Below are 26,142 nucleotides of genomic sequence, written 5' to 3'. Positions count from 1 at the left end.
AGCAAGAACGACGCGACGCCTTCCCCAACTGGCTCCACACCTACAATCACCACCGCGGACACACCGCACTCAAAGGCCAACCACCCGCCAGCCGCGTCCCCAACCTCACAGGGCAATACAGCTAGCGGGCCCCGCCGACCTCGGCGAGGGCACCGTCGCCGGCCCCGTCGCCACCACCGCCTGCCATCGGACCGACGCATCCGCCCCGGGTGGCGAGGTAGTATTTCCCGTTTCCCACGTATGGCGTAGTGCCGTCGTGAACCGGCCCGGCGGAGGTGTGCGTGTCCTGCCTGATCGTCCAGAGTGACAAGACGCTGCTGCTCGAGGTGGATCACGAGCAGGCCGAGGAGTGCCGGCGGGCCATCGCGCCGTTCGCCGAGCTGGAGCGGGCGCCGGAGCACATCCACACGTACCGGGTGACGCCGCTCGGGCTGTGGAACGCGCGGGCCGCCGGGCACGACGCGGAGCAGGTCGTGGACGCGCTGGTGACGTACTCGCGGTACCCGGTGCCGCAGGCGCTGCTGGTGGACGTGGCCGAGACCATGGCGCGGTACGGGCGGCTGACGCTGCTGAAGCACCCGGCGCACGGGCTCGTGCTGCAGAGCAACGACCGGGCGGTGCTGGAGGAGGTGCTGCGGTCGAAGCGGATCGCCCCGCTGGTGGGGGCCAGGATCGACGACGACACCGTCGCGGTGCACCCCTCGGAGCGCGGGCAGATCAAGCAGATGCTGCTGCGGCTCGGCTGGCCGGCCGAGGACCTGGCCGGGTACGTGGACGGCGAGGCGCACCCGATCGAGCTGCGGCAGGACGGCTGGCGGCTGCGGCCGTACCAGGAGCAGGCGATCGCCGGGTTCTGGCACGGCGGCTCGGGCGTCGTGGTGCTGCCGTGCGGCGCCGGCAAGACGCTGGTCGGCGCGGGCGCCATGGCGCGGGCCGGGTCGACCACGCTGATCCTGGTCACCAACACGGTGTCGGCCCGGCAGTGGAAGTCCGAGCTGATGCGGCGCACCTCGCTGACCGAGAGCGAGATCGGCGAGTACAGCGGCACCCGCAAGGAGATCAGGCCGGTCACCATCGCCACCTACCAGGTGCTGACCACCAAGCGGAAGGGCGTCTACCCGCACCTGGAGCTGTTCGACTCCCGCGACTGGGGGCTGATCGTCTACGACGAGGTGCACCTGCTGCCGGCCCCGGTGTTCAAGTTCACCGCCGATCTCCAGGCCCGCCGCCGGCTCGGGCTGACCGCCACCCTGGTCCGGGAGGACGGTCGCGAGTCCGACGTGTTCTCGCTGATCGGGCCCAAGCGGTTCGACGCCCCCTGGAAGGAGATCGAGGCGCAGGGCTACATCGCGCCGGCGGACTGCGTCGAGGTCCGGGTCGACCTGACCGAGTCGGAGCGGCTGGCCTACGCGATGGCCGAGCCGGAGGAGCGCTACCGGTTCTGCGCCACCACCGACTCCAAGCGGCGCGTCACCGAGATGCTGGTGCGCCGGCACGCCGGCCAGCAGACGCTGGTCATCGGCCAGTACATCGACCAGCTGGACGAGCTCGGCGAGCTGCTCGACGCCCCGGTGATCAAGGGCGAGACCAGCAACGCGCAGCGCGAGAAGCTGTTCGACGCGTTCCGCGCCGGCGAGCTCCAGGTGCTGGTGGTCTCCAAGGTGGCCAACTTCTCGATCGACCTGCCGGAGGCCACGGTGGCGATCCAGGTGTCCGGCACCTTCGGCTCCCGGCAGGAGGAGGCCCAGCGCCTCGGGCGGGTGCTGCGGCCGAAGGCCGACGGGCACGAGGCGCGCTTCTACTCGGTGGTCGCGCGGGACACCATCGACCAGGAGTTCGCCGCGCACCGCCAGCGCTTCCTCGCCGAGCAGGGCTACGCCTACCGGATCATGGACGCCGGCGAGCTGCTCACGGCGGACGGCGAGGAGATGGACGGGGTCTGAGGGCGGGCCCGCGCTCAGCGCAGCCGGCGGCGGACGATCGTCTGGTCCTGCTCGTCGATCCGGCCGAGCACGACGATGTCGACGGCGGTCTCGGCGACCACCCGGACGGCGCGCAGCGCGTGCCCCAGGAGCTGCCTGGGGTGGTTCACATGTCCCGAGGCGGTGGCCCCCGGGTGGACGGTTGCGGTGCTCATGGGTTCAAGGGTGCCGCCGGGCGCCCGGCCGCGGCATCGGCCGGAGGACCGAGCGTGACCGGCCGCCCGTCCACCTTCCGGCCGAACGTCCCCTAGGGAGCGGGGACGACCCGCCCCTGACGGTGGCGGGAGGCCGCGCGGGCAAATGATTTGCGCGCCGCGGGGGCGCGCGCCTAGGCTCCCTGGCTCCGCCTCCACCCGGGACGCCACGCGGGCCGCCGCGCGCGCTGGGCTGGAGCCGGCCGGACGGCAACCGGTCGGCACTGTCCTCACCCCTACGCACCCCGGAGGCCCCGCCGTGTCCGCCCCTGAGCCGACCGCCCCCTCGCCGCTCGATGCCGAGCGCGCCCACCTGGCCGCGTCCCGCTCCGCGCTGCGCGCCATGCGCGCGGACGCCGAGGCCCTCGACATCCGCGATGTCACCGCGAACTGGGTGAACGCCGAGGTGCTGCAGTCCGAGATCGAGCAGCGGATCAAGTCGCTGGCCGACCTGGCGGACACCCCGCTGTTCTTCGGCCGCCTCGACTACCTGCACGACCTGGACGAGGAGGGCGAGCACGGCAGCCGCTTCTACATCGGCCGCCGCCACGTCCACGACGCCCACGGCGACCCGATGGTGATCGACTGGCGCGCCCCCGTCTCGCAGCCGTATTACCAGGCCACCAAGCAGGACCCGAAGGACGTGGGGCTGCGCCGCCGCTTCGGGTACGACGGCGGCGAGCTCACCGCGTACGAGGACGAGCACCTGTCCGACCCGGAGGAGGCGGAGACCACCAGCCGCCTGCTGCAGCGCGAGATCGAGCGGCCGCGCGTGGGCCCGATGCGGGACATCGTGGCCACCATCCAGCCCGAGCAGGACGAGATCGTGCGCGCCCCGCTCTCCGGCACGGTGTGCGTCCAGGGGGCGCCGGGCACCGGGAAGACGGCGGTCGGCCTGCACCGGGTGGCCTACCTGCTGTACGCCTACCGGGAGCGGCTGGCCCGCGCCGGCACCCTGGTGGTCGGCCCGAACCGGTCGTTCCTGCGCTATATCGAGCAGGTGCTGCCGGCGCTCGGCGAGCTGGAGGTCAGGCAGGCCACCGTGGACGAGTTGGTGGCGCACGTCGAGGTGCGGGGGGTGGACGGCGCGGCGGCGGCGCACGTCAAGGGCGACGCGCGGATGGCCCAGGTGCTGCGCCGGGCGGTGCGCGCCGGGGTGCGGATGCCGACGGAGCCGCTGATGGTGGTGCGCGGCTCCCGGCGCTGGCGGGTGCCGGCTCACGAACTCGGTGAGATCGTCCAGGAGTTGCTCGACCGGGACATCCGCTACGGGGCGGCCCGCGAGGCGCTGCCGCAGCGGATCGCGCACGCCGTGCTGGTGCGCATGGAGCAGGCGGGCGAGGCGCCCGACGACCGGGTGCAGAACGCGGTGGCCCGCACCCCGGCCGTCAAGGCGGTGGTCAAGGAGTGCTGGCCACAGGTGGACCCGGCGAAGCTGGTGCTGCGGCTGCTGTCCGACGCCGACTTCCTGGCCGAGATGTCCGAGGGGATCCTCACCGCGGAGGAGCGGAAGGCCATCCTGTGGGAGCGGCCGGCGCGCGGCGTGAAGTCGGCCCGCTGGTCGGCGGCCGACGCGGTGCTGATCGACGAGGCGCACGACCTGGTGGAGCGCACCGGGTCGCTCGGCCACGTGGTGCTCGACGAGGCGCAGGACCTCTCCCCCATGCAGTACCGGGCGGTGGGCCGGCGCTGTTCCACGGGCTCCGCGACCGTCCTCGGCGACCTCGCGCAGGGCACCACCCCGTGGGCGACGGAGAGCTGGGCGGCGGCGCTGACCCACCTGGGCAAGCCGGACGCGGTGGTCGAGGAGCTGACCCAGGGGTTCCGGGTGCCGCGCGCGGTGATCGCGTACGCCTCGCGGCTGCTGCCGGCGATCGCTCCCGAGCTGTCCGAGGCCACCTCGATCCGGGACTCGGCCGGCTCGTTCGCGGTGCGGCCCGTGGCGCCGGCCGAGTTGGAGGCGGCCGTGGTGGCGGCCTGCCGGGAGGCGCTGACGCGGGAGGGCTCGGTGGGGCTGATCGCGGCCGACGCCCGGGTGCCGGGGCTCGCGGCGGCGCTGGCGGCGGCCGGGCTGCCGCATCTGTCGCCTGGCGAGGAGACCTCGCGGGGGGCGCGGCTGACGCTGGTGCCGGCGTCGTTGGCCAAGGGTCTGGAGTACGACCACGTGGTGCTGGAGGAGCCGGCCGCCGTGGTGGCCGGCGAGCCGGACGAGCGGACCGGCCTGCGGCGGCTCTACGTGGCGCTGACCAGGGCGGTCTCTGGTCTTGCCGTGGTGCACGCGGAACCGCTGCCGGCGCTACTCGCGGGAGTCGGGTCGGGAGTCGGCTCCGCCGTCGGAACCGGCGTCGGAACCGGCGTCGTCGTCGCCTGACCGGCGGCCGTGCAGGGTGAGGGCGATCCAGAAGCCCCAGCCCACCGGCTGCAGCAGCCAGTAGCTCCAGAACCGGTAGAGCAGGGTGCCGGCCAGCGCCTGCTGCGGCGAGAGCCCGTAGACGACGAGCAGCGCCGTGAGGCTGGCCTCCACGATGCCCACGCCGCCGGGGGTCAGCCGCAGGCTGCCGGGGATCTGCGCCAGCGCGTACGCGATCAGCACGCCGTGCCAGGGCACGCCGATGTCCAGCGCCCACAGGCTGGCGGCCAGGCAGGCGGCGTCGAGCACCCAGTTGAACTGGGCCAGCGCGTACGGGCGCAGCCACGGGCGCAGCCCCGGCTGCACGCTCCTGGCCTGCTCGACGAGCCCGCGCACGGCCTCCTCGGCCCGGCGCATCCGGTCGTAACGCGCCTTCACGCGCCGCCACCCGCGCCCGCAGGCGGCCCGCACCCGCGCGGAGCGGAAGACCGCGAGCACCGCGACGGCGACCAGACCCAGCACGACCAGGACGCGACCGATCACCGCGCCGGGGCCCCTCGCCCCCGTGGTGAGGAGCCCGACCACGATGATCACTAGCAGCCCGAGCGCGGACAACGCGCCGGCCACCACGAGCGAGGCGGCGGCCAGCGCCTGTCCCGCGCCGCGTCGCCGCAGCTGTCGGTAGAGCCAGGCGGTGGAGAACGCGGCACCGCCCGGCAGCGCGCCGGCCACCGCGTTGGAGGCCAGGGTGAGGGCGAACATACTGGTCAGCCGCACCCGGAGGCCGCCGGCGAGCAGCAGCCAGCGCTGCACCCCGGTCAGGCAGAGCAGCGCGCCGGCCTCGCACACCAGCGCGAGGGGCAGCTTGACCAGGCTGACCCGGGAGAGCAGGTCGAACGCCTTCCCCAACTCGTCCCGGCGGGAGATCGCGACGAACACCGCCCCGCCCACCAGCAGGACGGCGATCGGCCACCACGCCCGACCGGCCCGCCCCGGGGTCCTGCTCTCCTCAACCCCCATCCCCGCCCGACCGATCCGGGTGCTCCCCCGGCCCGCCCGGGCCGTGCTCGCGGAGGATGTCGAGCACCACGGCGCCGTCCACGGTCTCGCGGGCGACCAGCAGGTCGGCGAGCCGGTCGAGGGCGGCGCGGTGCCCGCGCAGCAGTTCGACGGCGCGGTGCTCGGCCTCCCGCACCAGCCTCGCCACCTCCTCGTCCATGGCCCGCTGGGTCGCCTCCGAGTACGGCCGCCGCAGCATCTCGTCCAGGCCGTGGCCGCCCAGGTACTGCGGGGTGCCGTCCGCGTAGCCGATCGGGCCGAGCTCCGAGGAGAGGCCGAACTCGCGCACCATCCGGGTGGCGATCTGGGTGGCCCCGGCCAGGTCGTTGGCGGCGCCCGTCGAGCCCTCGCCGAAGACGACGAGCTCGGCCGCGCGGCCGGCGAGCCGCACGGTCAGCAGGTCGGTCAGGTAGCTCTCGCTGTACAGGTGGCGCTCGGACTCCGGCAGCTGCTCGGTGATGCCGAGCGAGGGCCCGGCCGGCAGGATGGTGACCTTGGCCACCGGGTCGGCGTGCTCGCAGACCGCCGCGGCCAGCGCGTGGCCCGACTCGTGCACGGCGACGGAGCGGCGCTCCTCGGGGAGCAGCGCGTTGGAGGAGTCACGGCGGCCGAGCAGCACCCGGTCCCTGGCCGCGTCCAGGTCGTGCGCGTCGACGGTGGCGCGGTCGGCGCGGACGGCGTTGATGGCCGCCTCGTTGACGAGGTTGGCGAGGTCCGCGCCGGAGAAGCCGGGGGTGGCGCGGGCCACCACCTCCCAGTCGACGTCGTCCGCCACGTTCTTGTCGCGGGCGTGCACCCGCAGGATCGCGGCGCGCTCCTTCTGGTTCGGCAGCGGCACGGTGACCTGGCGGTCGAAGCGGCCGGGGCGCAGCAGCGCCGGGTCCAGCGCCTCGGGGCGGTTGGTGGCGGCGAGCACCACGATGCCGCTGCGCGGGTCGAAGCCGTCCATCTCGGCGAGCAGTTGGTTGAGGGTCTGCTCGCGCTCGTCGTTGCCGCCCGGGTGGCCGCCGGCGCGGCGGGCGCCGAGCGCGTCGATCTCGTCGATGAAGACGATGGAAGGGGCGCGCTTGGCCGCCTCCTGGAAGAGGTCGCGGACCCGGGACGCGCCGACGCCGACGAACATCTCCACGAACGCCGAGCCGGTCACGGAGAGGAACGGCACCTGGGCCTCGCCGGCCACGGCGCGGGCCAGCAGCGTCTTGCCGGTGCCCGGCGGGCCGACCATGATCACGCCGCGCGGCCCCTTGGCGCCGGCGGCCGCGTAGCGCTCGGGGCGGCGCAGGAAGTCGACGATCTCGCTGACCTCCTGCTTGACGCCCTCGTAGCCGGCGACGTCGGGGAAGCGGGTGGTCGGGCGCTCGGCCTCGATGATCTTGGCGCGGGAGCGGCCGATGCTGGAGAGCCCGCCGCCGAGCGAGCCGGCGGCGCGGCGGCCCGCCCACAGGAAGAAGCCGATGAGGATGAGGACCGGCAGGAAGACGAAGAGCAGCGCGAGCAGCGTGTTGCCGACCCCGCCGCCGGCGCGCTGCTGACTGCCGGTGATCTTGACGTCGTGGTCCTGGAGGCGCGCGTTGAGGCGGCTGGTGTCGAGGGCGGTCGGGATCTGGCTGGTGAAGTGGCCACCGTCCCGGTAGGTGCCCTGGACGCCGCCGCGGTCGTTGATGGTGACCGACTTGACCTTGTCGTCGTCCACCCGCCTCAGGAAGTCGCTGTAGGAGAGGGAGGGGCCCTCACGGCCCGGCACGAGCAGCAGGAGGAGGAAGACGGCGGCCGCGACGACCACGATCAACGGCCACAGCCAGCGGCGCCAGCCCTCCGGCGGCGTCGGCCGGTCCTGGCGGTCCCCGGGCGAACGCTCGGGCGGTGGTCCGGGCCGCGCCGACCTGCTGAACAGGCGGCTTGGCCATCGAATGCGTGCAGCGATCACCGGGCGGCTCCGTTGGTCATTTGCCCGGGTTTGACCGTAACAGCGGGGCGCGGCGGCCTCATGTCGGGCACGCCCATACGGGGAGGGGTCGTGTGGGGAGCGGCGCGCCCCCTCAGTCGCCGGCGAGCGCCGACCGGCCGATCGCCGGCGCGCCGGCGATGGCGGCGCGCAGGGCCTGCCGGCAGTGGTGGGCGAAGGTCTCCGCCTTCCGGCTGAGGGGCTCCGACTCCCGGCAGGCGAGGACGATGTCGAGGCCGGGCACGGGGTCCTCGATGGGCAGCGCCGTCACCCGCCCGCCGTCGTAGGCGCGGCCGACCGCCGGCCGCTGGTGGAGCAGGGCGAAGCCGTGCCCACGGGCCACCATGGCGCGCACCGCCTCGAAGCTCGCGAAGCGGTAGCAGACGTTCGGCACCAGGCCGCGCGAGGTGAAGATCTCGGTGAAGTAGTCCCGGCTGAAGGGCAGGTCGAGCAGGATCATCGGCTCGCGCGCGAGCTCGCTCAGCGAGAGGCGCCCGCGCCGGGTGAGGGGATGCCCCTCGGCCACCGCGACGTAGAGCGGGGCGGTGGCGAGGTGCTCCTTGCTGATGCCGTCGCCGAGACCCAGGTCGTAGGTGAGCGCGATGTCGACGGCGCGGCTGCCGAGCGCGCGGACGATCTCGTCGGCGAAGCACTCGCGGATGTTGGGCTCGATGCCCGGGTGGGCCGTCGTCAGGTCGAGGATGATCTGGGGCAGGAAGAACGGCGCCAGGGTCGGGTAGCAGGCGGCGTGCAGGGGTCCGGTGAGCACGTCGGGGCGGAACGCGTCGAGTGTGTCGTCGACCGCGCCGAGGATGATCCGGGCGCGCGTGAGCAGCCCGTCCCCGGTGGCGGTGAGCTGAAGCCCCTTCGACCGGTTCCGGACGAAGAGCTGGGTGCCGAGCGCCCGCTCCAGATGGGTGATCGCCATGGAGATCGCGGACTGCGCGACATACAGGCTGTTGGCCGCCTCGGTCATCGAGCCGAGCTCGGCCGCGCGGACGAAATAGTCGAGTTGCGTGAGTGTGAAGGCTTTGGAGGGCCGCGTTCTGTTTCGTGCCATCTTCCTCCGAGCGTCCTCCAGGCCGGTTTCTCCCCTATTTCGCTGATGTCAGGCGCCCGTTGCCTCAGCTCTGCTGATGCCGCCGGCGTCTCGCCTGGTCAGCCCTTCACAGCCCCGCCGAGGATGCCCCGGATGAAGAAGCGCTGGAGGGCCAGGGTGACGACGATCGGGACCGCCATGGCCAGGACCGCGCCCGCGCTGACGATGTTCAGGCCGCCACCCGTCGACTGCGCGAGCCCGGCGACCTGGACCGTGGCCGGGGCGACGGACGGGGAACCGCCGAGGAACACCAGCGGAACGAGCAGGTCGTTCCAGGACCACATGAACTGCGTGATCCCGAGCGAGGCGAGGACCGGCACGGAGGACGGCAGCGCGATCCGCAGGAACGTCCGTACCGGTCCTGCCCCGTCCAGCGCGGCGGCCTCCAGGATCTCGTCGGGGAAGGCCCGGTAGAACCCGTACAGCAGGTAGATGCCGAACGGGACGACGAAGCCGACCTGGTAGATCCAGATGCCCGGGATCTCGCCGACCAGACCGAGCGTGCGGAAGAGCCGGAGCAGCGGCACGAGCGTCAGCTGCGGCGGGACGACCAGCAGGGCCACCGAGCAGAGCAGGATGACGACCCGGCCGCGGAACCGCGAGCGGGCCAGCGTGTAGGCCCCGATGGCGCACACGAGCACGGTGATGACGGTGGTGGGCACGGTGATGAGCGCGCTGTTCAGCAGCCCCTGGCCGAGCCCGCCGGTCGTGTAGGCGTCCACCAGGTTCCGGGCCGTGAACAGCGGGTTCGCGAACGCCGTCCACCAGCCCGAGGTCGCCGAGTCGTTGCTGGTGCGGAACGCGTAGATGACGAGCCCGACGAGCGGGACGAGCCACAGCGCGGTCAGCGACAGCAGGGTGAGGTGGGTCAGCACGCGGGGCAGGGACGGACGGCGGCGGCGCGCACGGGTGGGCGCGGTGGGTGCGGGCATGGCTCAGCGCTCCGCTCGGAAGTGCCGGACGTTGACGGCGATGACGGGCAGGGCGGCGATCAGCAGGACGACGGCGATCGCGGAGGCGTGGCCGTACTCCCGCGCGCGGAACAGCTCGGCGTACATGCGGTTGGCGACGACGTCGGTGTCGAACCCCCCGTTGGTCATCGTGTAGACGATGTCGAACACCTTGAGGGAGAAGATGACCTGGGTGGTGTAGACCACGCTCATGGTCGGCGCTATCTGCGGGAGCGTGACATAGCGGAACGTGCTGAGGGCGCCGGCCCCGTCCAGCTGCGCGGCCTCCAGTGTGGCGCCGTCCACGTTCTTGATCGCGGCCGAGAGCATCACCATGGAGAGGCCGACGGAGTTCCACACGCCGACCGCTATCAGGGCGAAGGTGGCGATCCCGGGATCGGACAGGAAGGCGACGGTCTCGCCACCGAACAGGTCGATGACGGCGTTGACGGTGCCGAGCTGCTCGGCACCTGACGGCTGGTAGGCGTACATCAGCCGCCAGATCACGGCCGCGGCCGCGAAGGAGATCGCCATCGGCAGCAGCATGACCGTGCGGACCAGCCACTCGTAGCGCACCCGGTCGGCGAGCACGGCCAGCAGCATCCCGAGCACCAGGGTGACGGCCGGGAGCAGCACCAGCCAGGCGAGGTTGTTCAGCAGGACCGGGACGACGGCGTCGCCGAACACCCAGGCGTAGTTGTCGAGGCCCACGAAACCCGTGCCGTCCGGCCCCTGGAACGACATCGTGAGCGTGCCGAGCAGCGGGTAGAGCAGGATGCCGCCGCCGAGGACGACGGGGGGCAGCAGCCACACCCACGCCCTGACGCCCTCCCGGCGGCGCGGCGGGAACAACTGCACGAGCCGCTCACCCAGGGTGAGCCAGAGCACGATCGCGAGCGGGACGGCGGCGATCCCGCCGACCGCGGTCAGGAAGGACGTGGCGTCCACGCGCTCTCCTTTCTCCGGGTTGGTCCCCGGGACACGGCGGTCTCCCGGAGGAGGTTTCGGGGGCGAGGGGGCGAGAGGAGCGGTGTGGGACCGGGCGTCCCGGCCCCACACCGGGTGGGGCTCAGCCGCCGGCGGCGAGGGCGTCGAGCTCGCGGAGGTTGGCGTCGAGCGAGGACGGGTCCCGCACGAACTCGGCGGTCGTCGTGTAGATGGCGGAGCGGACCGCGGGCGCGGTGACCGCGGTCGGGAAGGGCACGAGCGTGTCAGCGCCGAGGATCTCGGTGGCGATGTCGGCGAGGAGCTCGTTGGGGTACGACGCGGGGTCGACGCCGACGTTGGCCGCGGTCCAGTTGCCGGTGGCGGCGATCAGGTCGGCGTGCTCGGCCGAGCCCAGGTAGGTCATCAGCGCGGCGACCTCGGGCCGGTCGGAGAAGGCGGAGAAGATCGTGCCGCCGTAGCCCTGCGCGTCGGCGTACTCAGGGGTGATGGCGGGCATCGGCAGGAAGTCGAGGTCGGTCCCCGGCTCCAGGCTCGGGTCGTTGCCGAGCACGATCGACGAGGTGAACGTGCCCCAGTGCATCAGCTCGCACTGCGGCGGATCGGTGTACATGCCGGCGCCGGCCGCTCCCGGATCGGTCGAGATCGCCCCGTCCGGGCCGCCGTTGACGGTCTCCGGCCCGGCGACGACGTCGGAGAACGCGTCGAACGCGGCGCGCACCTCCGGCGAGTCCCAGGACGCCTCGCCGGCGCCCAGCGCGCTGGTGAAGTCGGGTCCTGCCTGCTTGAGGAGCAGGTTGAGCACGAAGTAGGACGCGGGCCAGCCGGTGTTCGCGCCGGCGCTCAGGCCCATGCACCAGGGCGTGGTGCCGGCCGCCGCGCTGTCCTCGGCCCACGAGCTGATCTCGTCCCAGGTGACGTCAGCGCCCCGCGGCCCCTCGTACGTCTCCGGGTTGTACCAGAGCATGTAGTTGTCGACCATCGACCAGATTCCGTAGTTGGAGCCGTCGACCGTCGTGGATTCCAGAAAGGTGTCCGAGTAGTTGTCGGCCAGGTTTTCGGCGCCTATGAGGTCGTTCAGGTCCACCAGGTCACCGGTCTCGGCGTAGTGCTCGATAAGGCCGAGATTGGCGGAGGCGGCGATGTCGATCGGATTTCCGGAGTCGATGCCGGACTGGATGAGGCTTTCGTAGTCCTCGGTTCCGGTGAACTCGACCGATATTCCGGTGGCTTCCTCGAAGGGTTCAAGGGTGGCGAGAAAGCGGTCGCGCTCCGCGCCTCCCCAGGTTCCGATCAGCGTGACGGTGCCGCCGATGCGCTCGCCGTCCACGATGCCGGAAGCACGCTCGCTGGCGGCGTCGACGAGTTCGGCGGGGAAGCCGCTCACCGCGCCCCCTGAGGTGGAGCCCGACTGTTCGTCGCCGATGTCGGCGCAGCCGGCGAGCAGGAGCGACGTGACGCCGGCGATGGCCGGCCACGCTGCCCGACGGAGATGTGTGGTGCGCATGGCCTCTCCTTGGGTTGGCACAGGGATGGTGCGGGGCGTGCGGGCGGGTTCGGGGGGTCAGGCGAGCGAGGCGAGCACGGGGGTCAGGTGGTCGATCGCCGCGCTGATGTCGGCGACGGGATCGGGTGAGGCGTCGATCTCCAGGAGCACCGGCGTGGTGAGCCCGGCCCCGGCCAGCTCCGCCGCCCAGCGGGGCCAGTCGACGACGCCACGGCCCGGGACGCGGAAGTACTCCCGGTGCCTGGCGTGCACGTCCTCGCCGTCGGGCACGTCCCACGGCATGGCCGACACCGCGTCCTTCCAGTGGGCCGAGACGAGCCGGCCGGCGTGCCGGGACGCGACCGCGACCGGGTCGCCGCCGCCCAGGACGATGTGCGCCGCGTCCGGGCACAGGCCGACGTAACAGGGGTCGGTCGCCAGCATGAACAGGTCGATGTCCCGCTCCAGCCACATCGCGGAGTGGGACTCGGTGTGCAGGCCGAACCGGATGCCGGCGCGCCGGGCCGCCCGCCCCACCTCGTGGAAGGGGACGGCGAGACGCCGCGCCTCGGCGAGGTCGACGAACCGGGCGGGGCCGCCGCCCGGCGTGGCGCGCGGCGGGGCGCTCCCGATCAGGGCCGTGGCCCCCGTCTCGGCGAGGAAGTCGGCGTACTCGTCGACCGCGGCGAGGAGGTCACGCCGCCGCTCCGGGGCGAGCGCGGCCTCGTCCTCCAACTGCGGCAGGTACCCGCCGCAGATCCTGAGCCCGTGGTCGTCCAGCGCCGAGGTCAGGCCCGCGACTCCGCCGTAGGCGGCGATCGCCGTGCGCCAGTCGAACGGCGCGAAGGTGACCTCGATGGCGCCGACCCCGCTGCGCCGGAGCATGCCGAGCAGCCGGTCCCACAGGGCGCGCGGTTCGGCGCGGCCCAGCCGGGCGAGCTCCGCGATGTCGGGGACGTCCCACGCGTTCTCGTTCCAGAACGCGAAGAGGTCAACGGCGAAGTCGGGCTCAGAAGTCGCTGCCACGGCCGTCCGTCCTTTCTGGCGTGAACGCCTGGCGTCATGGTCGGGGCCGAATAGCGGTCCCGGATTGCCGGGAGCCTAGAGACAGCACCGTTCCGTGGCATAGCGGGAAAAACTGATCCACCGCATCAGAAAGAGAGAACCAGCGCCCCGGGAAACATGCGGGAAACGCGGGATGTGGGCGCTCGGCCCAGATTCAGGCGCTCCGCGTTTCGGCCGCGTTTCCGGCGCGTCGCCCCGCCGTTGCTTCGGTCTTTCTGATGCGTGGATTCTCGTTCGGGAATTTGCCCGCCGCGTCTTTCTGGCCGAAGACTCCTGATCTGTGCCCGGGCCTGAAGCCGCCCGCCGTTCTCGTTGGAGGAGCACACGCATGCCCGCACCCGCAGACCGAAGTCCCCGCGACCGCTACGTCCAGGCGATGAACGAGGTCGCGACCGCGGTGAGCGTCGTCACGACCGACGGCCCCGGTGGGACGTTCGGGCAGACGGTCAGCGCCGTCGTCACGGTGACCCAGGATCCGCCGACCCTGCTGGCGTGCGTCGCCACCCGCAGCCCGCTGGTGGCGGCCGTCGCCGACAACGGCCGGTTCCGCGTGAACTTCCTCGCCGTCGGCCACGACCACGTGTCGGACACCTTCGCCGGCCGCCCCTGGCACGGCAAGAAGCCCTACGACTTCACCTGCGGCGACTGGGAGGTGGCGGCACCGGCCGGGCCACGGCTGCGCGACGCGCTCGCCTCCTTCGCGTGCCGGCTCGACGACGTCCGGGAGGTCGGCACCCACACCCTCCTCCTCGGTGAGGTAGCCGACGCCGCGCACGCCCGCGGCGCCGAGCCGCTGCTCTACCTCAAGCGGATCTACCGCCGCGTCGAGGAGCTGCCGCTCTCGGTGTTCCCGGACTTCCCCGACGCCCGGCCGCCCTACGACAGGACCAGACCGCTCCACGAAGGCCCCTCCCCACACGAAGGCCCTTCCCCACACGAGAGAAGTAGGAAGGCACGATGATTCGAACCGGCGACGAGTACCGGGAGTCCATCCGCGGCGGTCGCGAGATCTGGATCAACGGGGAGCGCGTCGAGGACGTGACGACCCACCCCATGTTCCGGCCCATCGTGGACGCCCGGGCCCGCATCTACGACCTGGCCCACGAGAAGCCGACCCGCGACGTCATGTCCTACCAGGACCCGGAGACGGGCGAGCGGCACTCCGTCGGCAACAAGCTGCCCCGGTCGCGCGAGGACTGGCAGGACAAGCGCCGCGCCGTGGACGCCGTCCTCGACGAGGTACGCGGCGTGGTCACGCGGGTGGGCGACGAGACGGTCGGCGAGATGTGGTCGCTGTACGACGGGCGGGACGTGCTCGACGAGGTCGATCCCCGGTTCTCCGACAACGTCAGCCGCCACATCGAGCGGTCCGTGCGGCTCGACCCGTTCCACGTCTCGGCGAACACCGACCCCAAGGGCGACCGGTCGAAGCGCCCCCAGGACCAGGACCCTGACATGCTGCTGCACGTCGTCAGGGAGACCGACAGCGGGATCGTGGTCCGCGGCGCCAAGTACGAGACGGCCGCGCCCTACGCGCACCAGGCGTTCGTCAAGCCGACGATCGCCAACTGGGGCGACAGCGAGCTCAGCGACTACGCCGTCGGCTTCATCATGGACATGTCCTCCCCCGGACTCAGGTACATCTGCCGCACCGGCTTCGCCGGGCGCGCGCCGGAGGCGGACTACCCGCTGTCCAACCGGGTCGACGAGATCGACGCGCTCGTCGTCTTCGACGACGTCGAGGTGCCGTGGGAGAACGTGCTGTTCTACCGCCACACCAAGGCCGCCGCCTACATCCGCAGCACCCTGCACCGCTACAGCGCCTTCCCGTTCGTCCAGCGCACGCTGCGGCTCGCCGACCTCATGATCGGCGCGGCGCTGTGGAACGTGCGGCAGACGGGACTCGACCGGAACCCGGCCGTGCAGGAGAAGCTGGCCCAGCTGGCCTGCTACCGCGAGGGCGTCAACGCGCACCTGACCGCCTCGATCGCGATGGCCGAGACCAGCCCCGGGGGGCTGGCCATGCCCAACCAGTCGCTGCTGCACGCCGGCCGGGTGTGGGCGCTCGGCCAGCTTCCGGCCATGACGCACCTGGCCCGCGAGCTGTGCGGCGGCCAGATCTGCATCACCCCGGACGCCGCCTCGTTCGGCCACCCCGAGCCGGGCAAGTGGATCGAGAAGTTCTACACCCTCAACGACGAGTGGACGGCCGAGGACCGGCGCAGGCTCCTGGCCTTCGCGCGCGACCTGCTCAACAGCGACTACGCCGGCCACCGGCTGACCTTCCAGCTGTTCGCCCAGTCGCCGCCGTTCGCGCAGTCGGCCGCCGTCTACCGCGCCTTCGACTTCGCGGGCCCGCTCGATCTCGTCAAGCAGGCCGCCGGTCTTTCGGACACCATCGCGACCGGGAGCTGACCGTGCCCATGCCCAACCCCGAGCCCACGCCCACTCACACCCGCATCCGCCCCTTCAACACGCGCGCCACCTACCCGGAGCAGAACCTCGACAACGACCTGTGCCAGGCGGTCGTGGCCGGCGGCGTCGTGTACCTGCGCGGACAGATCGGGCAGGACCTCGACACCCGGGAGAACGTGGGCGTGGGCGACGTCACCGCCCAGGCCGAGCGGGCGATGGCCAACATCGACCTGCTCCTCCGCGAGGCGGGCAGCGGCCTGGCCGACATCGTCAAGGTCGTCGTCTACCTCACCGACATCCGGTTCCGGGAGCCCGTCTACCGGGTCGTGGGCCGCTGGCTCAAGGGCGTCCACCCGGTGTCCACCGGCCTCGTCGTCCAGGCGCTGGCCCGGCCCGAGTGGCTCGTCGAGATCGACGCCACGGCGGTCATCAGCGGGGAGGCCAGGTGACGATCTCGCTCGCCGCCCGCGACCCCGCGACCGGCGCCCTCGGCATGGTGCTCACCTCGTCGAGCCCGGCCGTGGCGGCCCGCTGCCCGCACCTGCGCGCCGGGGTGGGCGCGGTGTCCTCGCAGAACGTGACCAACCCCGCGCTCGGTCCCCTGATGCTCGACGCGCTCGCCCGCGGAGCGAGCGCGCGGGACGCGGTCGCGACCGCAGTCGAGCACGACCCGGCGATCGCCTACCGGCAACTGGCCGCGGTGGACGCCGAGGGCACGGTCGCCGGCTTCTCCGGGGAGCGTGCGCTCGGCGTGCACGCGATCGCCGCCGGCGACCAGGCGATCGCCGCGGGCAATCTGCTCGCCGACCCCGGCGTGCCCCGGGCGATGCTCGACGCGTACGCCGCCAGCCGGGCCGGGAGTTTCGAGGAACGCCTGCTCGAAGGGCTGCTCGGCGCGCTCGCGGCCGGCGGCGAGGAGGGGCCGGTGCGCGCCGCCGGCCTCGCGGTCGTCGAGGCGGTCCCCTGGCCCGTCACCGATCTGCGGGTCGACGACGCCGCGCAGCCGGCCGGCGAGCTCGCCAGGATCCTCGCGCTCTGGCTCCCGCAGAAGCGGGCGTACCTGCTCCGCGCCACCGATCCCGCGTCGGCCCCCGCGTTCGCGGCCACGCCCGACTCCCCCACCACGACCGCCAGGCCCCGGGAGGACTGATGCGCGACCGATCCGACTGGCAGCGGCTGGCCCGCGACGTCCGGCCCCGGCACCGCGCCTTCATCGACGGGGCGTTCACCGACGCCGCCGACGGGGCCGAGTTCGACACCGTCAACCCGGCGACGGGCGGCGTGCTCGCCTCCGTCGCGCGCTGCCGCGCCGTGGACGTCGACCGCGCGGTGACGGCGGCCCGGCGCGCGTTCGACGCCGGATCCTGGTCCCGCGCCGTACCAGGGCACCGCAAGGCGGTCCTGCTCGCCCTGGCCGAGAAGATCCGCGAGCACGCCGACGAACTCGCGCTCCTGGACACCCTCGACGGCGGAAAGCTCATCACCGACACCACCACCATCGACGTGCCGGGCAGCGCGGCGATCCTCCAGTGGTACGCGGAGGCCGTCGACAAGCTCTACGGCCAGGTCGCTCCCACCGGCCCCGGGGACCTGGCGATCGTCACGCGCGAGGCCCTCGGCGTCGTCGGCGCCGTGGTGCCCTGGAACTACCCGCTGGAGATGGCGATCTGGAAGATCGCGCCAGCCCTCGCCGTGGGCAACAGCGTCGTCCTCAAGCCCGCCGAGCAGTCACCGCTCTCCGCGCTCCGCCTCGCCGAGCTGGCCGCCGAGGCCGGCCTGCCCGACGGGGTGCTGAGCGTCCTCCCAGGACTCGGTCCTGAAGCCGGGCGGGCCATCGGCGAGCATCCCGGCATCGACGCGGTCGCCTTCACCGGATCGACCGCGGTCGGCAAGCTGTTCCTGCGCTACGCCGCGGAATCCAACATGAAGCAGGTCTGGCTCGAGTGCGGCGGCAAGAGCGCCAACGTCGTCTTCGCGGACGCCGGCGACCTGGATCTCGTCGCCGACAGGGCGGTCGCCGGCATCTACACCTGCTCGGGACAGGTCTGCTCGGCGAACTCACGCCTCCTGGTGGCCGAGTCCGTCGCCGACGAGCTGACCGGTAGGATCGCGGAGCGTGCCGGCGCGCTGCGCGTCGGCGACCCGCTGGACCCCGAGTCCACCATGGGACCGCTCATCAGCCGGCGGCAGTTGGACGGCGTCCTCGGCCACATCGAGGCGGCCCGCGCCGAGGCGCGGCTGGCCTTCGGCGGCCGCCGGCTCCTGGGCGAGACCGACGGCTACTTCATCGAGCCCACGGCCTTCGTCGACGTGCCGGACACGGCGGCGATCGCGCGCGATGAGGTGTTCGGTCCCGTGCTGGCGATCAGCACCTTCCGGACCGAGGAGGAGGCGATCGCCCGCGTCAACGCGAGCCGGTACGGGCTGGCCGCCTCGGTGTTCACCGACGACATCCACCGAGCCCATCGGGTCGCACGGGCGCTTCAGGTCGGGACCGTCTCCGTGAACACCGTGGACGCGCTGGACGTCACCACCCCGTTCGGCGGAGTGAAGCAGTCCGGGTACGGGCGCGACCTGTCGCTGCACGCCCTCGACAAGTTCACCTCGCTCAAGACCACCTGGTTCGCCGGCTCACCCCAAGGCTCCCCCGAAGGACGAGCATGACCACGAACGACGCACCCGAGACCCCAGGGCCCACCGACTACCTCGTCATCGGCGGCGGCACCGCCGGCTGCGTCGTCGCGGCGCGGCTGAGCGAGGACCCCGACACCACCGTCACCCTGGTCGAGGCCGGCCCCTCCGACGCCGACGAGCCGCGCGCCCACTCGATCCGGCGCTGGGCGGAGATGCTGGAGGGCGAGTACGACCTCGACTACCGCAGCGTCCCGCAGGAGCGCGGCAACTCCCACATCCGGCAGGCCAGGATGCGCATCCTGGGCGGCTGCTCCACCGCCAACACGATGATCAGCTGGCGCCCGCTCCGCGGCGACCTGGACGAGTGGGTCGCCCTCGGCGCCCAGGGCTGGGACTACGCCACGGTCAGTCCGTACTTCGACCGGATCCAGGCACCGATCACGCCCATCCCTCCCGCCGACCGCAACCCTTACCTGCGCGACGTCATCGACGCCGCCTCGGCGGCGCTCGGCCTGCCCGTGCGCGAGTCCTGGAACGACGTCGAGTTCCGCACCGGCGCCGGATACTTCGAGATCGGCTACGAGCCGGAGACCAACCTGCGCTCCGCCACCTCCCGCACCTACCTCCGCACCCCGGCGGCCGCGGCGCGGAGCAATCTCACGGTCGTCCTGAACGAGCTCGTCGAGCGGCTGGTCATCGAGGAAGGACGCGCCGTCGGGGCCCTGCTCCGCGCCCCGGACGGCGGCCGGCGCGAGCTGCGCGCGCGCCGCGAGGTGATCGTGTGCTGCGGCGCCATCGACAGCCCCGCGCTCCTGATGCGGTCCGGGATCGGCCCCAGGGCCGTCCTCGAGGCGGCGGGCGTGGAGGTGCTGCACGAGCTCCCCGGCGTCGGCGAGAACCTCCAGGACCACGCCGAGGGACTGCTCGTCTGGGAGGCGAGGGGCGACCGCGCCAAGACCAGCGCCACCGGCTGGGACGCCGGCTACGTCACCACGATCGACCCCGACAGCACCGTGCCCGACGTGTCCACCCACATCCCGCTGGAGACGTGGGGAGTGCACGCCGAGCGCCACGGCGTCACGCTGCCGGAGAACAATGTCTCGCTGGTGCCGAACGTCGCCAAGCCACGCAGCCGCGGCCGGGTCTGGATCACCTCGCCCTCGCCCGACGTGGCCCCCGCCGTGGACTACCGGTACTTCACGGACCCGGAGGGCCGGGACGAACGCATGCTGGTCGCCGGCGCCCGACTCGCGCGCCGCGTGGCGCGTCAGGAGCCCTTCGCCTCCCACCTGGTGCGCGAGGTGTTCCCGGGCCCCGAGGTAGAGAGCGACGAGGAGCTGTCAGCCGTGCTGCGCGCCACCCACCAGACCGTCTACCACGTCTCCTGCACCTGCCGGATGGGCGCGGACGACGACCCGACGGCGGTGCTCGACCCGGAGCTCCGGGTCCGCGGCGTCCAGGCGCTGCGCGTCGTCGACGCCTCGGTCTTCCCCACCATTCCGGCGCTGAACCCGGTCGGCCTCATCATGACCGTCGCGGAACGCGCGGTCGACCTGATCACCGGCCGGCCCCGTCCCGAGGAGCCCGCGTGAACCCGCCGGAAGCCGACCTGCTCATCATCGGCGGCGGGCTCATGGGCGCCGGCCTGGCGCGAGCGGTCAGGGACGAGCACCCGACGGCACGGATCGTCATGGTCGACACGGGACCCGCCATCGGAACCGTCGCGGGACAGCACCTGCACGACACCGAGGACGAGGAGCTGTGGCTGCGCTACAACCGACGGGTCGAGGCCGGCACCCAGGCGCTGTACGTCGGCGCCGAGACCACGCCCGACATCGGGCCCACCGTGGTGGGCGCGCCCGGCGGCATGTACCACCTCGGGGCCTTCGGGCAGGACGCGGCCCAGCTGCCGGCCGGCGCCATCGGCTGGAACGCGGGAGGGATGGGGATCCACTGGACGGCGGCCACCCCGATCCCGTACGGGGCCGAGGTGTTCGGCTTCGTCGACCCGGACGAGTGGGCGGCCGACCTCGCCGTGGCGCGGCGGCTGCTGCGTGTCCACCCCGACCCCTACGGGCAGGACGAGGCCGCCGCCGCTGTGGTCTCCCGACTGCGCGCGGTCTTCGACGGGGTGAGCGCCCCGGGCCGGCACGTGCAGCCGATGCCGATGGCCATCCAGCCCGGCCCGGGCACGGGCGCGACGGGCGGGCGGCGCGGGGAGCTCCGCCGCACCGGGCCCAACGTGGTGTTCCCGCCCATCGGGGACGGCTCGGACCCCGCCTTCACGCTGGTCTCCGACACGCTGTGCCGCGAGATCCTGATGGCCGGCGCGCGGGCGACCGGTGCCCGGGTCCTCGACCTGCGCACCGGCGTGGAACGGGAGATCACCGCGACCACCGTCGCCGTCTGCGCCGACGCCCTGCGGACCCCCCAGTTGCTGTGGGCGTCGGGAATCCGGCCGCCGGCGCTCGGCCGCCGCCTCAACGAGCACGTCTTCGCCACCGGACGGGTGCTGGTGGACCCAGGCCGCGTGCCCATCGACCTCGCCCGGGTGCGACGCCCGCTTTCCGGCGAGTGGTGCGTGGCGTCGCACTGGCTGCCCCACAGCGGGGCGAGCCAGCCGTTCCAGGGCCAGCTCATGAGCTCGCTGGCCCTCGGACCCGACCTGCGCACGCCCTACGGATACGTGGTCGCCCTCTCCTGGTACATACCGACCGGGATCCGGGCGGAGAACCGCGTCGAGTTCTCCGCCACCGAGACCGACGCGGCCGGCCTGCCCCGGATGCGGATCCGCTTCTCCTACTCGGCCGAGGACCGGCGGACGATCGCCGCCGGCCTCGACTCGCAACGGCGCGCGGCCGAGGCGCTCGGCGACTTCGACCCCGACCGGGACTCCGCGGTCCTGGCGCCCGGCTCTTCGCTCCACTACACCGGCACGGTGCGGATGGGGCCGGCGGACGACGGGACCAGCGTCTGCGACCCCGACGGCCGGGTGTGGGGGACCGACAACGTGTTCGTCGCCGGGAACGGGGTGATCCCGACCCCGATGACCGCGAACACGACCCTCACGGGCATGGTGACCGCCGTGCGCGCGGCCCGCGGCATCGGCGGCCGGTCGGCCCGCGCGGTCGGTGCTATGAGGTCCTGACCGGCACCTCGGACGCGAGTTCGCTCCGCGCCACCAGCCGAGACCGGCTGGACGCGCGGGACTGGAGGAAGGCGCAGGCCAGCGCGCCAAGCACCAGGATCGCGCCGAGCCACGCCGTCCAGGCGTAGCCGAGGCCGCCGTCGATCACCAGGCCGCCGGCCCAGGGGCCGATGGTGTTGCCGGTGTTGAAGGCGGAGGTGGCGGTCGCCCCGGCCAGGGTCGGCGCCGCGGCGCCGGCGACGTTGAAGATGCGCGCGTTCAGCCCGGGCGCGCAGAGGAACGAGGCGAAGCCGAGCAGCCCGGCCAGCGTCACGACGGCCACCGGCACCGAGACCAGCAGCGCGACCAGGACCAGTACGCCGGCGGCGGAGGCGAGGCCGGCGTAGAGCGTGCCGAACATGTGCTGGTCGGCGAGGCGGCCGCCGAGCGCGGTGCCGCCGAGCGCGCCGACGCCGTAGAGCACGAGCGCCACCGGGACCCAGCCCTCGGCGAGCCCCGAGACGTCGGTGAGCAGCGGGGCGAGGTAGGAGAAGAAGCAGAAGGTGCCGGCGGCGAAGAGCGCGATGGTGGCGCTGGCGAGCCAGACCATCCCGCGCCGGTAGATCCGCAGTTCGTCGCGGAGCCTCGGCCCCTCGCCCGCGGCCGCCCGCGGCGTGTGCGGCACCAGCAGCAACACGCCGACCAGGCCGACCGCGGCCAGCAGCGCCACCGCCCAGAACGCGGAGCGCCAGCCGAGGGACTGGCCGAGCACCGCGCCGCCCGGCACGCCGGTGATGTTGGCGATGCTGAGGCCGCCGATCATCACCGCCATCGCCCGAGCCCTGGCGTCGTTCGGCACCAGCGAGATGGCCACGGCGGCGCCCACCGCCCAGAAGCCGGCGCAGGCCAACGCGCTCACCACCCGGCAGACGAAGAGCACGGCGTAGTTCGGGGCCAGCGCGCCCACCACATGGCCGGCCGCGAACACCGCGAGCAGCCAGACCAGGGTGAGCCGCCTGGGCAGCCTCCCGGTGGCGGCGGCCAGCACCGGCGCGCCGACCACCATGCCGATGGCGAACGCCGATATCAGCAGGCCGGCCGCCGGGATGGAGACGTCGAGGTCGTCGGCCACCTCGGGCAGCAGCCCGGAGAGCATGAACTCCGAGGTGCCGAGGGCGAAGACCGCCGCGCCGAGGACGTAGACGGCGACGGGGAGTCGGGAGCGGTTCGCGCCGGCGGGCGCGTCGGACGTGACTGAGCCATGGGGAGGGGACACGTTCCGCTGCAACACGGCGGGCGCCGCGCGGCATTCCCCCACGTTCCACCCCATGTCGAATCCGGCCACCGGGCATCCGCCACGGGCCCATGTCGCCGAGACATGCCGCCGTTGGGCGGATCTCTGAAAACCGGCACGGGAAGGGGTCGGACGCGCGTCAGCCGCGGGCGTCGGCGAGCGAGCCGAGCGGCGCCACCTCGCGGCCCGTCACCCCGCACACCCAGCGCGGATCCTCGCCGAGCTCGGGTTCCAGATCCAGCGCGTGCGGCTCCCCCTCGGGCGCGGCCTCGCACAGCGGACACAGCGGCCAGCGCCCGTGCTGCTCGAGGATCGCGTCCTGCATGTCCTGGGCCAGCAGCCCAGGGACGAAAACGGCGCCCTCCGGCCACTGGTCGGACCACCAACGACGGTGGGAAACTGCCTTCTCCAACATGGAAACTTCCTTCGGTCCTGCCAGTCCGTCGGCGGTCAGATCTGCCAGCACCAGGGCCCTGCCCCGGTGGATGGCCTCTTCCGAAGTCGGCTGCTCCATACAGACCATTGGACCATCACCTGGTACACCAACGGACAGCGACCAACGCACCACGGGGGGCTTGACGGACCCTCGCCCCCGAAAATACGTTTCGCCTGTGAGGAACGCGATGAAGGAAAATTTCGTCCGACGTGTCGGCAGACCCCGACCCGTCGCCGCCGTCGCACCCCGTCCAGCTCCCCCGGAGCCCGGGGCGCTCGCCGCGAAGGTGCGAACCATGGTGCCTTCCATGACCCGTTCCATGCAGCGCGTCGCGGAGACCGTCGCCGGTGACCCGGCCGGCTGCGCGGCACTCACCGTCACCGGCCTCGCCGAGCGCACCGGCACCAGCGAGGCCACCGTCGTCCGCACGGCCCGGTTGCTCGGCTACCCCGGCTACCGGGACCTGCGGCTCGCGCTCGCCGGGCTCGCCGCCCAACAGGCGTCGGGCGCCGCCCCGGCCGTCACCGCCGACATCTCGGTCGACGACCCGCTGAGCGACGTCGTCGCCAAGCTCGCCCAGGACGAGCGGCAGACCCTCACCGACACGGCCGGCGCGCTCGACCTGGCCCAGTTGGAGGCGTCGGTCAGCGCGCTCGCGTCCGCCCGCCGGATCGACGTCTACGGCGTCGGTGCCTCGGCGCTCGTCGCCCAGGACCTGGCCCAGAAGCTGCTCCGCATCGGGCTCGTCGCCCACGCGCACTCCGACCCGCACCTGGCCGTCACCAACGCGGTCCAGCTGCGCGCCGGGGACGTCGCCGTCGCCATCACCCACTCGGGCCGCACGGTGGACGTCATCGAGCCGCTCCAGGCCGCGTTCGACCACGGCGCGACCACGGTGGCCATCACCGGCCGCCCGGACGGCGAGGTCACCCAGTACGCGGACCACGTGCTGACGACCTCGACCGCGCGGGAGAGCGAGCTGCGGCCGGCCGCCATGTCCAGCCGGACCAGCCAACTCCTGGTCATCGACTGCCTGTTCATCGGCGTCGCCCAGCGCACCTACGAGTCGGCCGCGCCCGCGCTGCACGCCAGCTACGAGGCCCTGGCCCACCGCCACTCACCGCGCGAGCGCTGAACCTCCCCCAGCTGACGCTGGGGAGGTGCCCCCAGCCGCTCGCGCGCACGGCCGTCATGTCCCGCCCCGGCTGCCCTCGCCCAGAACATGGAGAGCCGACCCGCCATGTCCACGGATTTTGACTCGTTGACCACCGAGGCCCACCGGCCAGAACTCGCCGAGATCGACCAGCGCTCGACGCTGGACATCGCCCGCGCCATGAACGCCGAGGACGCCCTCGTCCCGGCCGCCGTGGCGGCCCAGCTGCCGAGCATCGCGGCCGCCATCGACGCGGCGGCCGAGCGGATGGCCCGCGGCGGCCGCCTGCTCTACCTCGGCGCCGGCACCGCCGGGCGGCTCGGGGTGCTGGACGCCAGCGAATGCCCGCCCACCTTCAACACGGAGCCCGGCGAGGTCATGGGCCTGATCGCCGGCGGTCCCGAGGCCATGGTGTCGGCCGTGGAGGGCGCCGAGGACAGCGAGGCGCTGGCCGCCGCCGACCTGGACGCGCTCGGCGTCACGGCCGACGACGTGGTGGTCGGCGTCTCGGCCTCGGGGCGCACGCCGTACGCGGTGGGCGCGGTGCGGCACGCGCGCGCCAGGGGGGCGCTGACCGTCGGCCTCTCCTGCAACCCGGGATCGCCGCTGGCCGCCGCCGCCGACCACGGCATCGAGGTGGTGGTGGGTCCCGAGCTGATCGCCGGCTCCACCAGGCTGAAGGCGGGCACGGCGCAGAAGCTGGTGCTCAACATGATCTCGACCATCAGCATGATCCGGCTCGGCAAGACGTACGGGAACCTGATGGTGGACGTGCGGGCCTCGAACGAGAAGCTGCGGGCCCGCTCGCGGCGGATCGTCCACCTGGCGACGGGCGCGCCGGACGCGACGGTCGAGGAGGCGCTCACCGCCACCGGCGGCGAGGTCAAGAACGCCATCCTCACCATCCTCGGCAAGGTCGACGCGGACACCGCGGTCCGGCTCCTCGCCGAGAGCCACGGCCACCTGCGGTCGGCGCTCGCGGCCGCCGGCGTCCGGTGACCGCCGACACGCTGGCCGACGAGCTGTCCACGGCCGGCCTCGACCCCGCCGAGGTGCTCGCGCACGAGCCGCTGGCCGGCGGCACCTACAACACCCTCCACCGCCTTGTCCTACGGGACGGCCGGCGGCTGGTCCTCAAGCTGCCGCCGCCCGCCGACACGCCGGGGCTCGCCTACGAACGCGCGCTGCTGGTCGGCGAGACCGCCTTCTACCGGGCGGCGGCGGGCACCGCGCCGGTGCCCGAGGTCGTGTCCTGGAGCGAGGACCACCTGCTGATGACGGAGTGCGCCGGCACCTCCTGGCACGAGGCGCCGCCCTCGGAAGGGGAGCGGGCGGGGCTGCGGCGCGAGTTGGGGGCGCTCGTCGGCCGACTGCACGCCGTCCACGGCCCGGGCTTCGGCTACCCGGGCGGCGCGCTGCCGCCCTCGGCCGACTGGCGCGGCACCTTCACCACCATGCTCGACGCGGTGCTGACCGACGCCGAACGGTACGCGGCGCCGCTGCCGGTGCCGCCCGACCGGATCCGCGAACTCGCCGCCGGGGCGGCCCCGGCGCTGGACGAGGTACGGGCGCCGGCGCTGGTCCACTTCGACCTGTGGGCGGGCAACGTGCTGCTCGCGGACGGCCGCGTCAGCGCCCTGATAGACGGCGAGCGGATGTTCTGGGGCGACCCCCTGGCGGACTTCGCCTCGCTGTGCCTGCTCGCTCCGCTCGACCGGGACCTGCTCGACGGCTACGCCTCGGTGGGCGGCACGGTCGACTTCACGCCGGCGGCGCGGGTGCGGATGGCGCTCTACCGGGCGTACCTCCACGTGATCATGCTGGCCGAGTGCGGGCCGCGGGGCTATGTGGGCGACGAGCTGGCGTGGCGAGTGCGAGCGGTGACGCCGCACCTGCGGGACGCCCTCGGCGAACTGGCCGCCTGAGATTTCCCCCACCCACCCGCGCTTTTCGCGCTCCGCGCGGGGGTTCGCCGCCCGGCGCTGGGCACCGGCTTTCCCCACCCACC

At 73.2% G+C, this 26,142-nt stretch carries 22 protein-coding genes and 1 pseudogene; 13 read left to right on the top strand and 10 right to left on the bottom strand.

Annotation, left to right across the window (positions count from 1 at the left end; translation table 11 throughout):
• Positions 1–125: pseudogene (locus tag RNC47_RS32055) on the top strand (IS481 family transposase); the annotation flags it as partial.
• Between the two features lie 156 nt (positions 126–281).
• A complete protein-coding gene (locus RNC47_RS32050) occupies positions 282–1,943 on the top strand; it encodes a DNA repair helicase XPB (protein WP_311603889.1) in 1,662 nt (553 codons plus the stop codon).
• A gap of 14 nt (positions 1,944–1,957) precedes the next feature.
• On the opposite strand, the gene RNC47_RS32045 is transcribed toward RNC47_RS32050, so the two are convergent.
• A complete protein-coding gene (locus tag RNC47_RS32045; RefSeq protein ID WP_311603887.1) occupies positions 1,958–2,137 on the bottom strand; it encodes a hypothetical protein in 180 nt (59 codons plus the stop codon).
• 298 nt (positions 2,138–2,435) lie between these two features.
• Between RNC47_RS32045 and RNC47_RS32040 the strand changes: the two genes are divergently transcribed.
• Complete coding sequence (locus tag RNC47_RS32040) at positions 2,436–4,547, top strand: HelD family protein (RefSeq protein ID WP_311603886.1); 2,112 nt, start codon at positions 2,436–2,438, stop codon at positions 4,545–4,547.
• Here the strand turns inward: RNC47_RS32040 and RNC47_RS32035 are convergent.
• The 7 genes from RNC47_RS32035 to RNC47_RS32005 form a co-directional block, all read right to left on the bottom strand.
• A complete protein-coding gene (locus RNC47_RS32035) occupies positions 4,473–5,546 on the bottom strand; it encodes a lysylphosphatidylglycerol synthase transmembrane domain-containing protein (protein WP_311603885.1) in 1,074 nt (357 codons plus the stop codon). The two genes, RNC47_RS32040 and RNC47_RS32035, sit on opposite strands and share 75 nt — an antisense overlap.
• Complete coding sequence (gene ftsH, locus RNC47_RS32030) at positions 5,536–7,512, bottom strand: ATP-dependent zinc metalloprotease FtsH (RefSeq protein WP_311603883.1); 1,977 nt, start codon at positions 7,510–7,512, stop codon at positions 5,536–5,538. Before ftsH ends, RNC47_RS32035 begins: the two co-directional genes overlap by 11 nt.
• Before the next feature lie 112 nt (positions 7,513–7,624).
• Positions 7,625–8,590, bottom strand: a complete 966-nt coding sequence (locus tag RNC47_RS32025) for a LysR family transcriptional regulator (protein WP_311603881.1) — start codon at positions 8,588–8,590, stop codon at positions 7,625–7,627.
• A 98-nt stretch (positions 8,591–8,688) separates the two neighbouring features.
• Positions 8,689–9,561 (bottom strand): carbohydrate ABC transporter permease, encoded by an 873-nt coding sequence (locus RNC47_RS32020; protein WP_311603879.1) that lies wholly within the window; start codon positions 9,559–9,561, stop codon positions 8,689–8,691.
• A gap of 3 nt (positions 9,562–9,564) precedes the next feature.
• Positions 9,565–10,527, bottom strand: a complete 963-nt coding sequence (locus RNC47_RS32015; protein ID WP_311603878.1) for a carbohydrate ABC transporter permease — start codon at positions 10,525–10,527, stop codon at positions 9,565–9,567.
• Positions 10,528–10,648: 121 nt separating this feature from the next.
• The gene (locus RNC47_RS32010) at positions 10,649–12,031 is read right to left on the bottom strand and encodes an ABC transporter substrate-binding protein (protein WP_311603876.1); all 1,383 of its coding nucleotides are present in this window, start codon (positions 12,029–12,031) and stop codon (positions 10,649–10,651) included.
• 57 nt (positions 12,032–12,088) lie between these two features.
• Complete coding sequence (locus tag RNC47_RS32005) at positions 12,089–13,036, bottom strand: sugar phosphate isomerase/epimerase family protein (protein WP_311603875.1); 948 nt, start codon at positions 13,034–13,036, stop codon at positions 12,089–12,091.
• Between the two features lie 367 nt (positions 13,037–13,403).
• Between RNC47_RS32005 and RNC47_RS32000 the strand changes: the two genes are divergently transcribed.
• Genes RNC47_RS32000 through RNC47_RS31970 form a run of 7 tightly spaced genes read left to right on the top strand, consistent with a single transcriptional unit; the run spans position 13,404 to position 21,272 of the window.
• Positions 13,404–14,036, top strand: coding sequence for a flavin reductase family protein (locus tag RNC47_RS32000; RefSeq protein ID WP_311603874.1), 633 nt, complete (start codon positions 13,404–13,406; stop codon positions 14,034–14,036).
• Positions 14,033–15,490 carry a 4-hydroxyphenylacetate 3-hydroxylase family protein gene (locus RNC47_RS31995; protein WP_311603873.1) on the top strand — a complete coding sequence of 486 codons (1,458 nt, stop codon included), beginning with the start codon at positions 14,033–14,035 and terminating at the stop codon, positions 15,488–15,490. Before RNC47_RS32000 ends, RNC47_RS31995 begins: the two co-directional genes overlap by 4 nt.
• Positions 15,491–15,498: 8 nt before the next feature.
• Positions 15,499–15,939: a RidA family protein gene (locus RNC47_RS31990; protein WP_311603891.1), complete on the top strand. Its 441-nt coding sequence runs from the start codon at positions 15,499–15,501 to the stop codon at positions 15,937–15,939.
• The gene (locus RNC47_RS31985) at positions 15,936–16,640 is read left to right on the top strand and encodes a DUF1028 domain-containing protein (protein ID WP_311603871.1); all 705 of its coding nucleotides are present in this window, start codon (positions 15,936–15,938) and stop codon (positions 16,638–16,640) included. Before RNC47_RS31990 ends, RNC47_RS31985 begins: the two co-directional genes overlap by 4 nt.
• Complete coding sequence (locus RNC47_RS31980) at positions 16,640–18,154, top strand: aldehyde dehydrogenase (protein ID WP_311603869.1); 1,515 nt, start codon at positions 16,640–16,642, stop codon at positions 18,152–18,154. The genes RNC47_RS31985 and RNC47_RS31980 overlap by 1 nt, the downstream gene beginning before the upstream one ends.
• Positions 18,151–19,716 carry a GMC family oxidoreductase gene (locus tag RNC47_RS31975; RefSeq protein WP_311603867.1) on the top strand — a complete coding sequence of 522 codons (1,566 nt, stop codon included), beginning with the start codon at positions 18,151–18,153 and terminating at the stop codon, positions 19,714–19,716. The genes RNC47_RS31980 and RNC47_RS31975 overlap by 4 nt, the downstream gene beginning before the upstream one ends.
• Entirely contained in the window at positions 19,713–21,272 is a 1,560-nt protein-coding gene (locus RNC47_RS31970) for a GMC family oxidoreductase (protein ID WP_311603865.1), read from the top strand. Before RNC47_RS31975 ends, RNC47_RS31970 begins: the two co-directional genes overlap by 4 nt.
• Here RNC47_RS31970 and RNC47_RS31965 read toward each other — a convergent pair.
• Together RNC47_RS31965 and RNC47_RS31960 are read right to left on the bottom strand one after the other, a co-directional pair.
• Entirely contained in the window at positions 21,259–22,527 is a 1,269-nt protein-coding gene (locus RNC47_RS31965) for a Cmx/CmrA family chloramphenicol efflux MFS transporter (protein ID WP_311603863.1), read from the bottom strand. The genes RNC47_RS31970 and RNC47_RS31965 overlap by 14 nt on opposite strands.
• A 157-nt stretch (positions 22,528–22,684) precedes the next feature.
• Entirely contained in the window at positions 22,685–23,059 is a 375-nt protein-coding gene (locus tag RNC47_RS31960; protein ID WP_311603861.1) for a hypothetical protein, read from the bottom strand.
• A gap of 109 nt (positions 23,060–23,168) precedes the next feature.
• Here RNC47_RS31960 and RNC47_RS31955 point away from each other — a divergent pair, with 109 nt between their 5' ends.
• The 3 genes from RNC47_RS31955 (at position 23,169) to RNC47_RS31945 (ending at position 26,059) form a co-directional block, all read left to right on the top strand.
• A complete protein-coding gene (locus RNC47_RS31955; RefSeq protein ID WP_311603860.1) occupies positions 23,169–24,116 on the top strand; it encodes a MurR/RpiR family transcriptional regulator in 948 nt (315 codons plus the stop codon).
• Between the two features lie 87 nt (positions 24,117–24,203).
• Positions 24,204–25,133, top strand: coding sequence for an N-acetylmuramic acid 6-phosphate etherase (gene murQ, locus RNC47_RS31950; RefSeq protein WP_394814926.1), 930 nt, complete (start codon positions 24,204–24,206; stop codon positions 25,131–25,133).
• Complete coding sequence (locus RNC47_RS31945) at positions 25,130–26,059, top strand: phosphotransferase family protein (RefSeq protein ID WP_311603855.1); 930 nt, start codon at positions 25,130–25,132, stop codon at positions 26,057–26,059. The genes murQ and RNC47_RS31945 overlap by 4 nt, the downstream gene beginning before the upstream one ends.
• Positions 26,060–26,142 lie beyond the last annotated feature (83 nt).

Source organism: Streptomyces millisiae (genome assembly GCF_031845425.1).
Taxonomy (GTDB): Bacteria; Actinomycetota; Actinomycetes; order Streptomycetales; family Streptomycetaceae; genus Streptomyces; species Streptomyces millisiae.
Note: the sequence above shows the minus strand (reverse complement) of the source record. Positions and strands in the feature narration are given on the sequence as shown.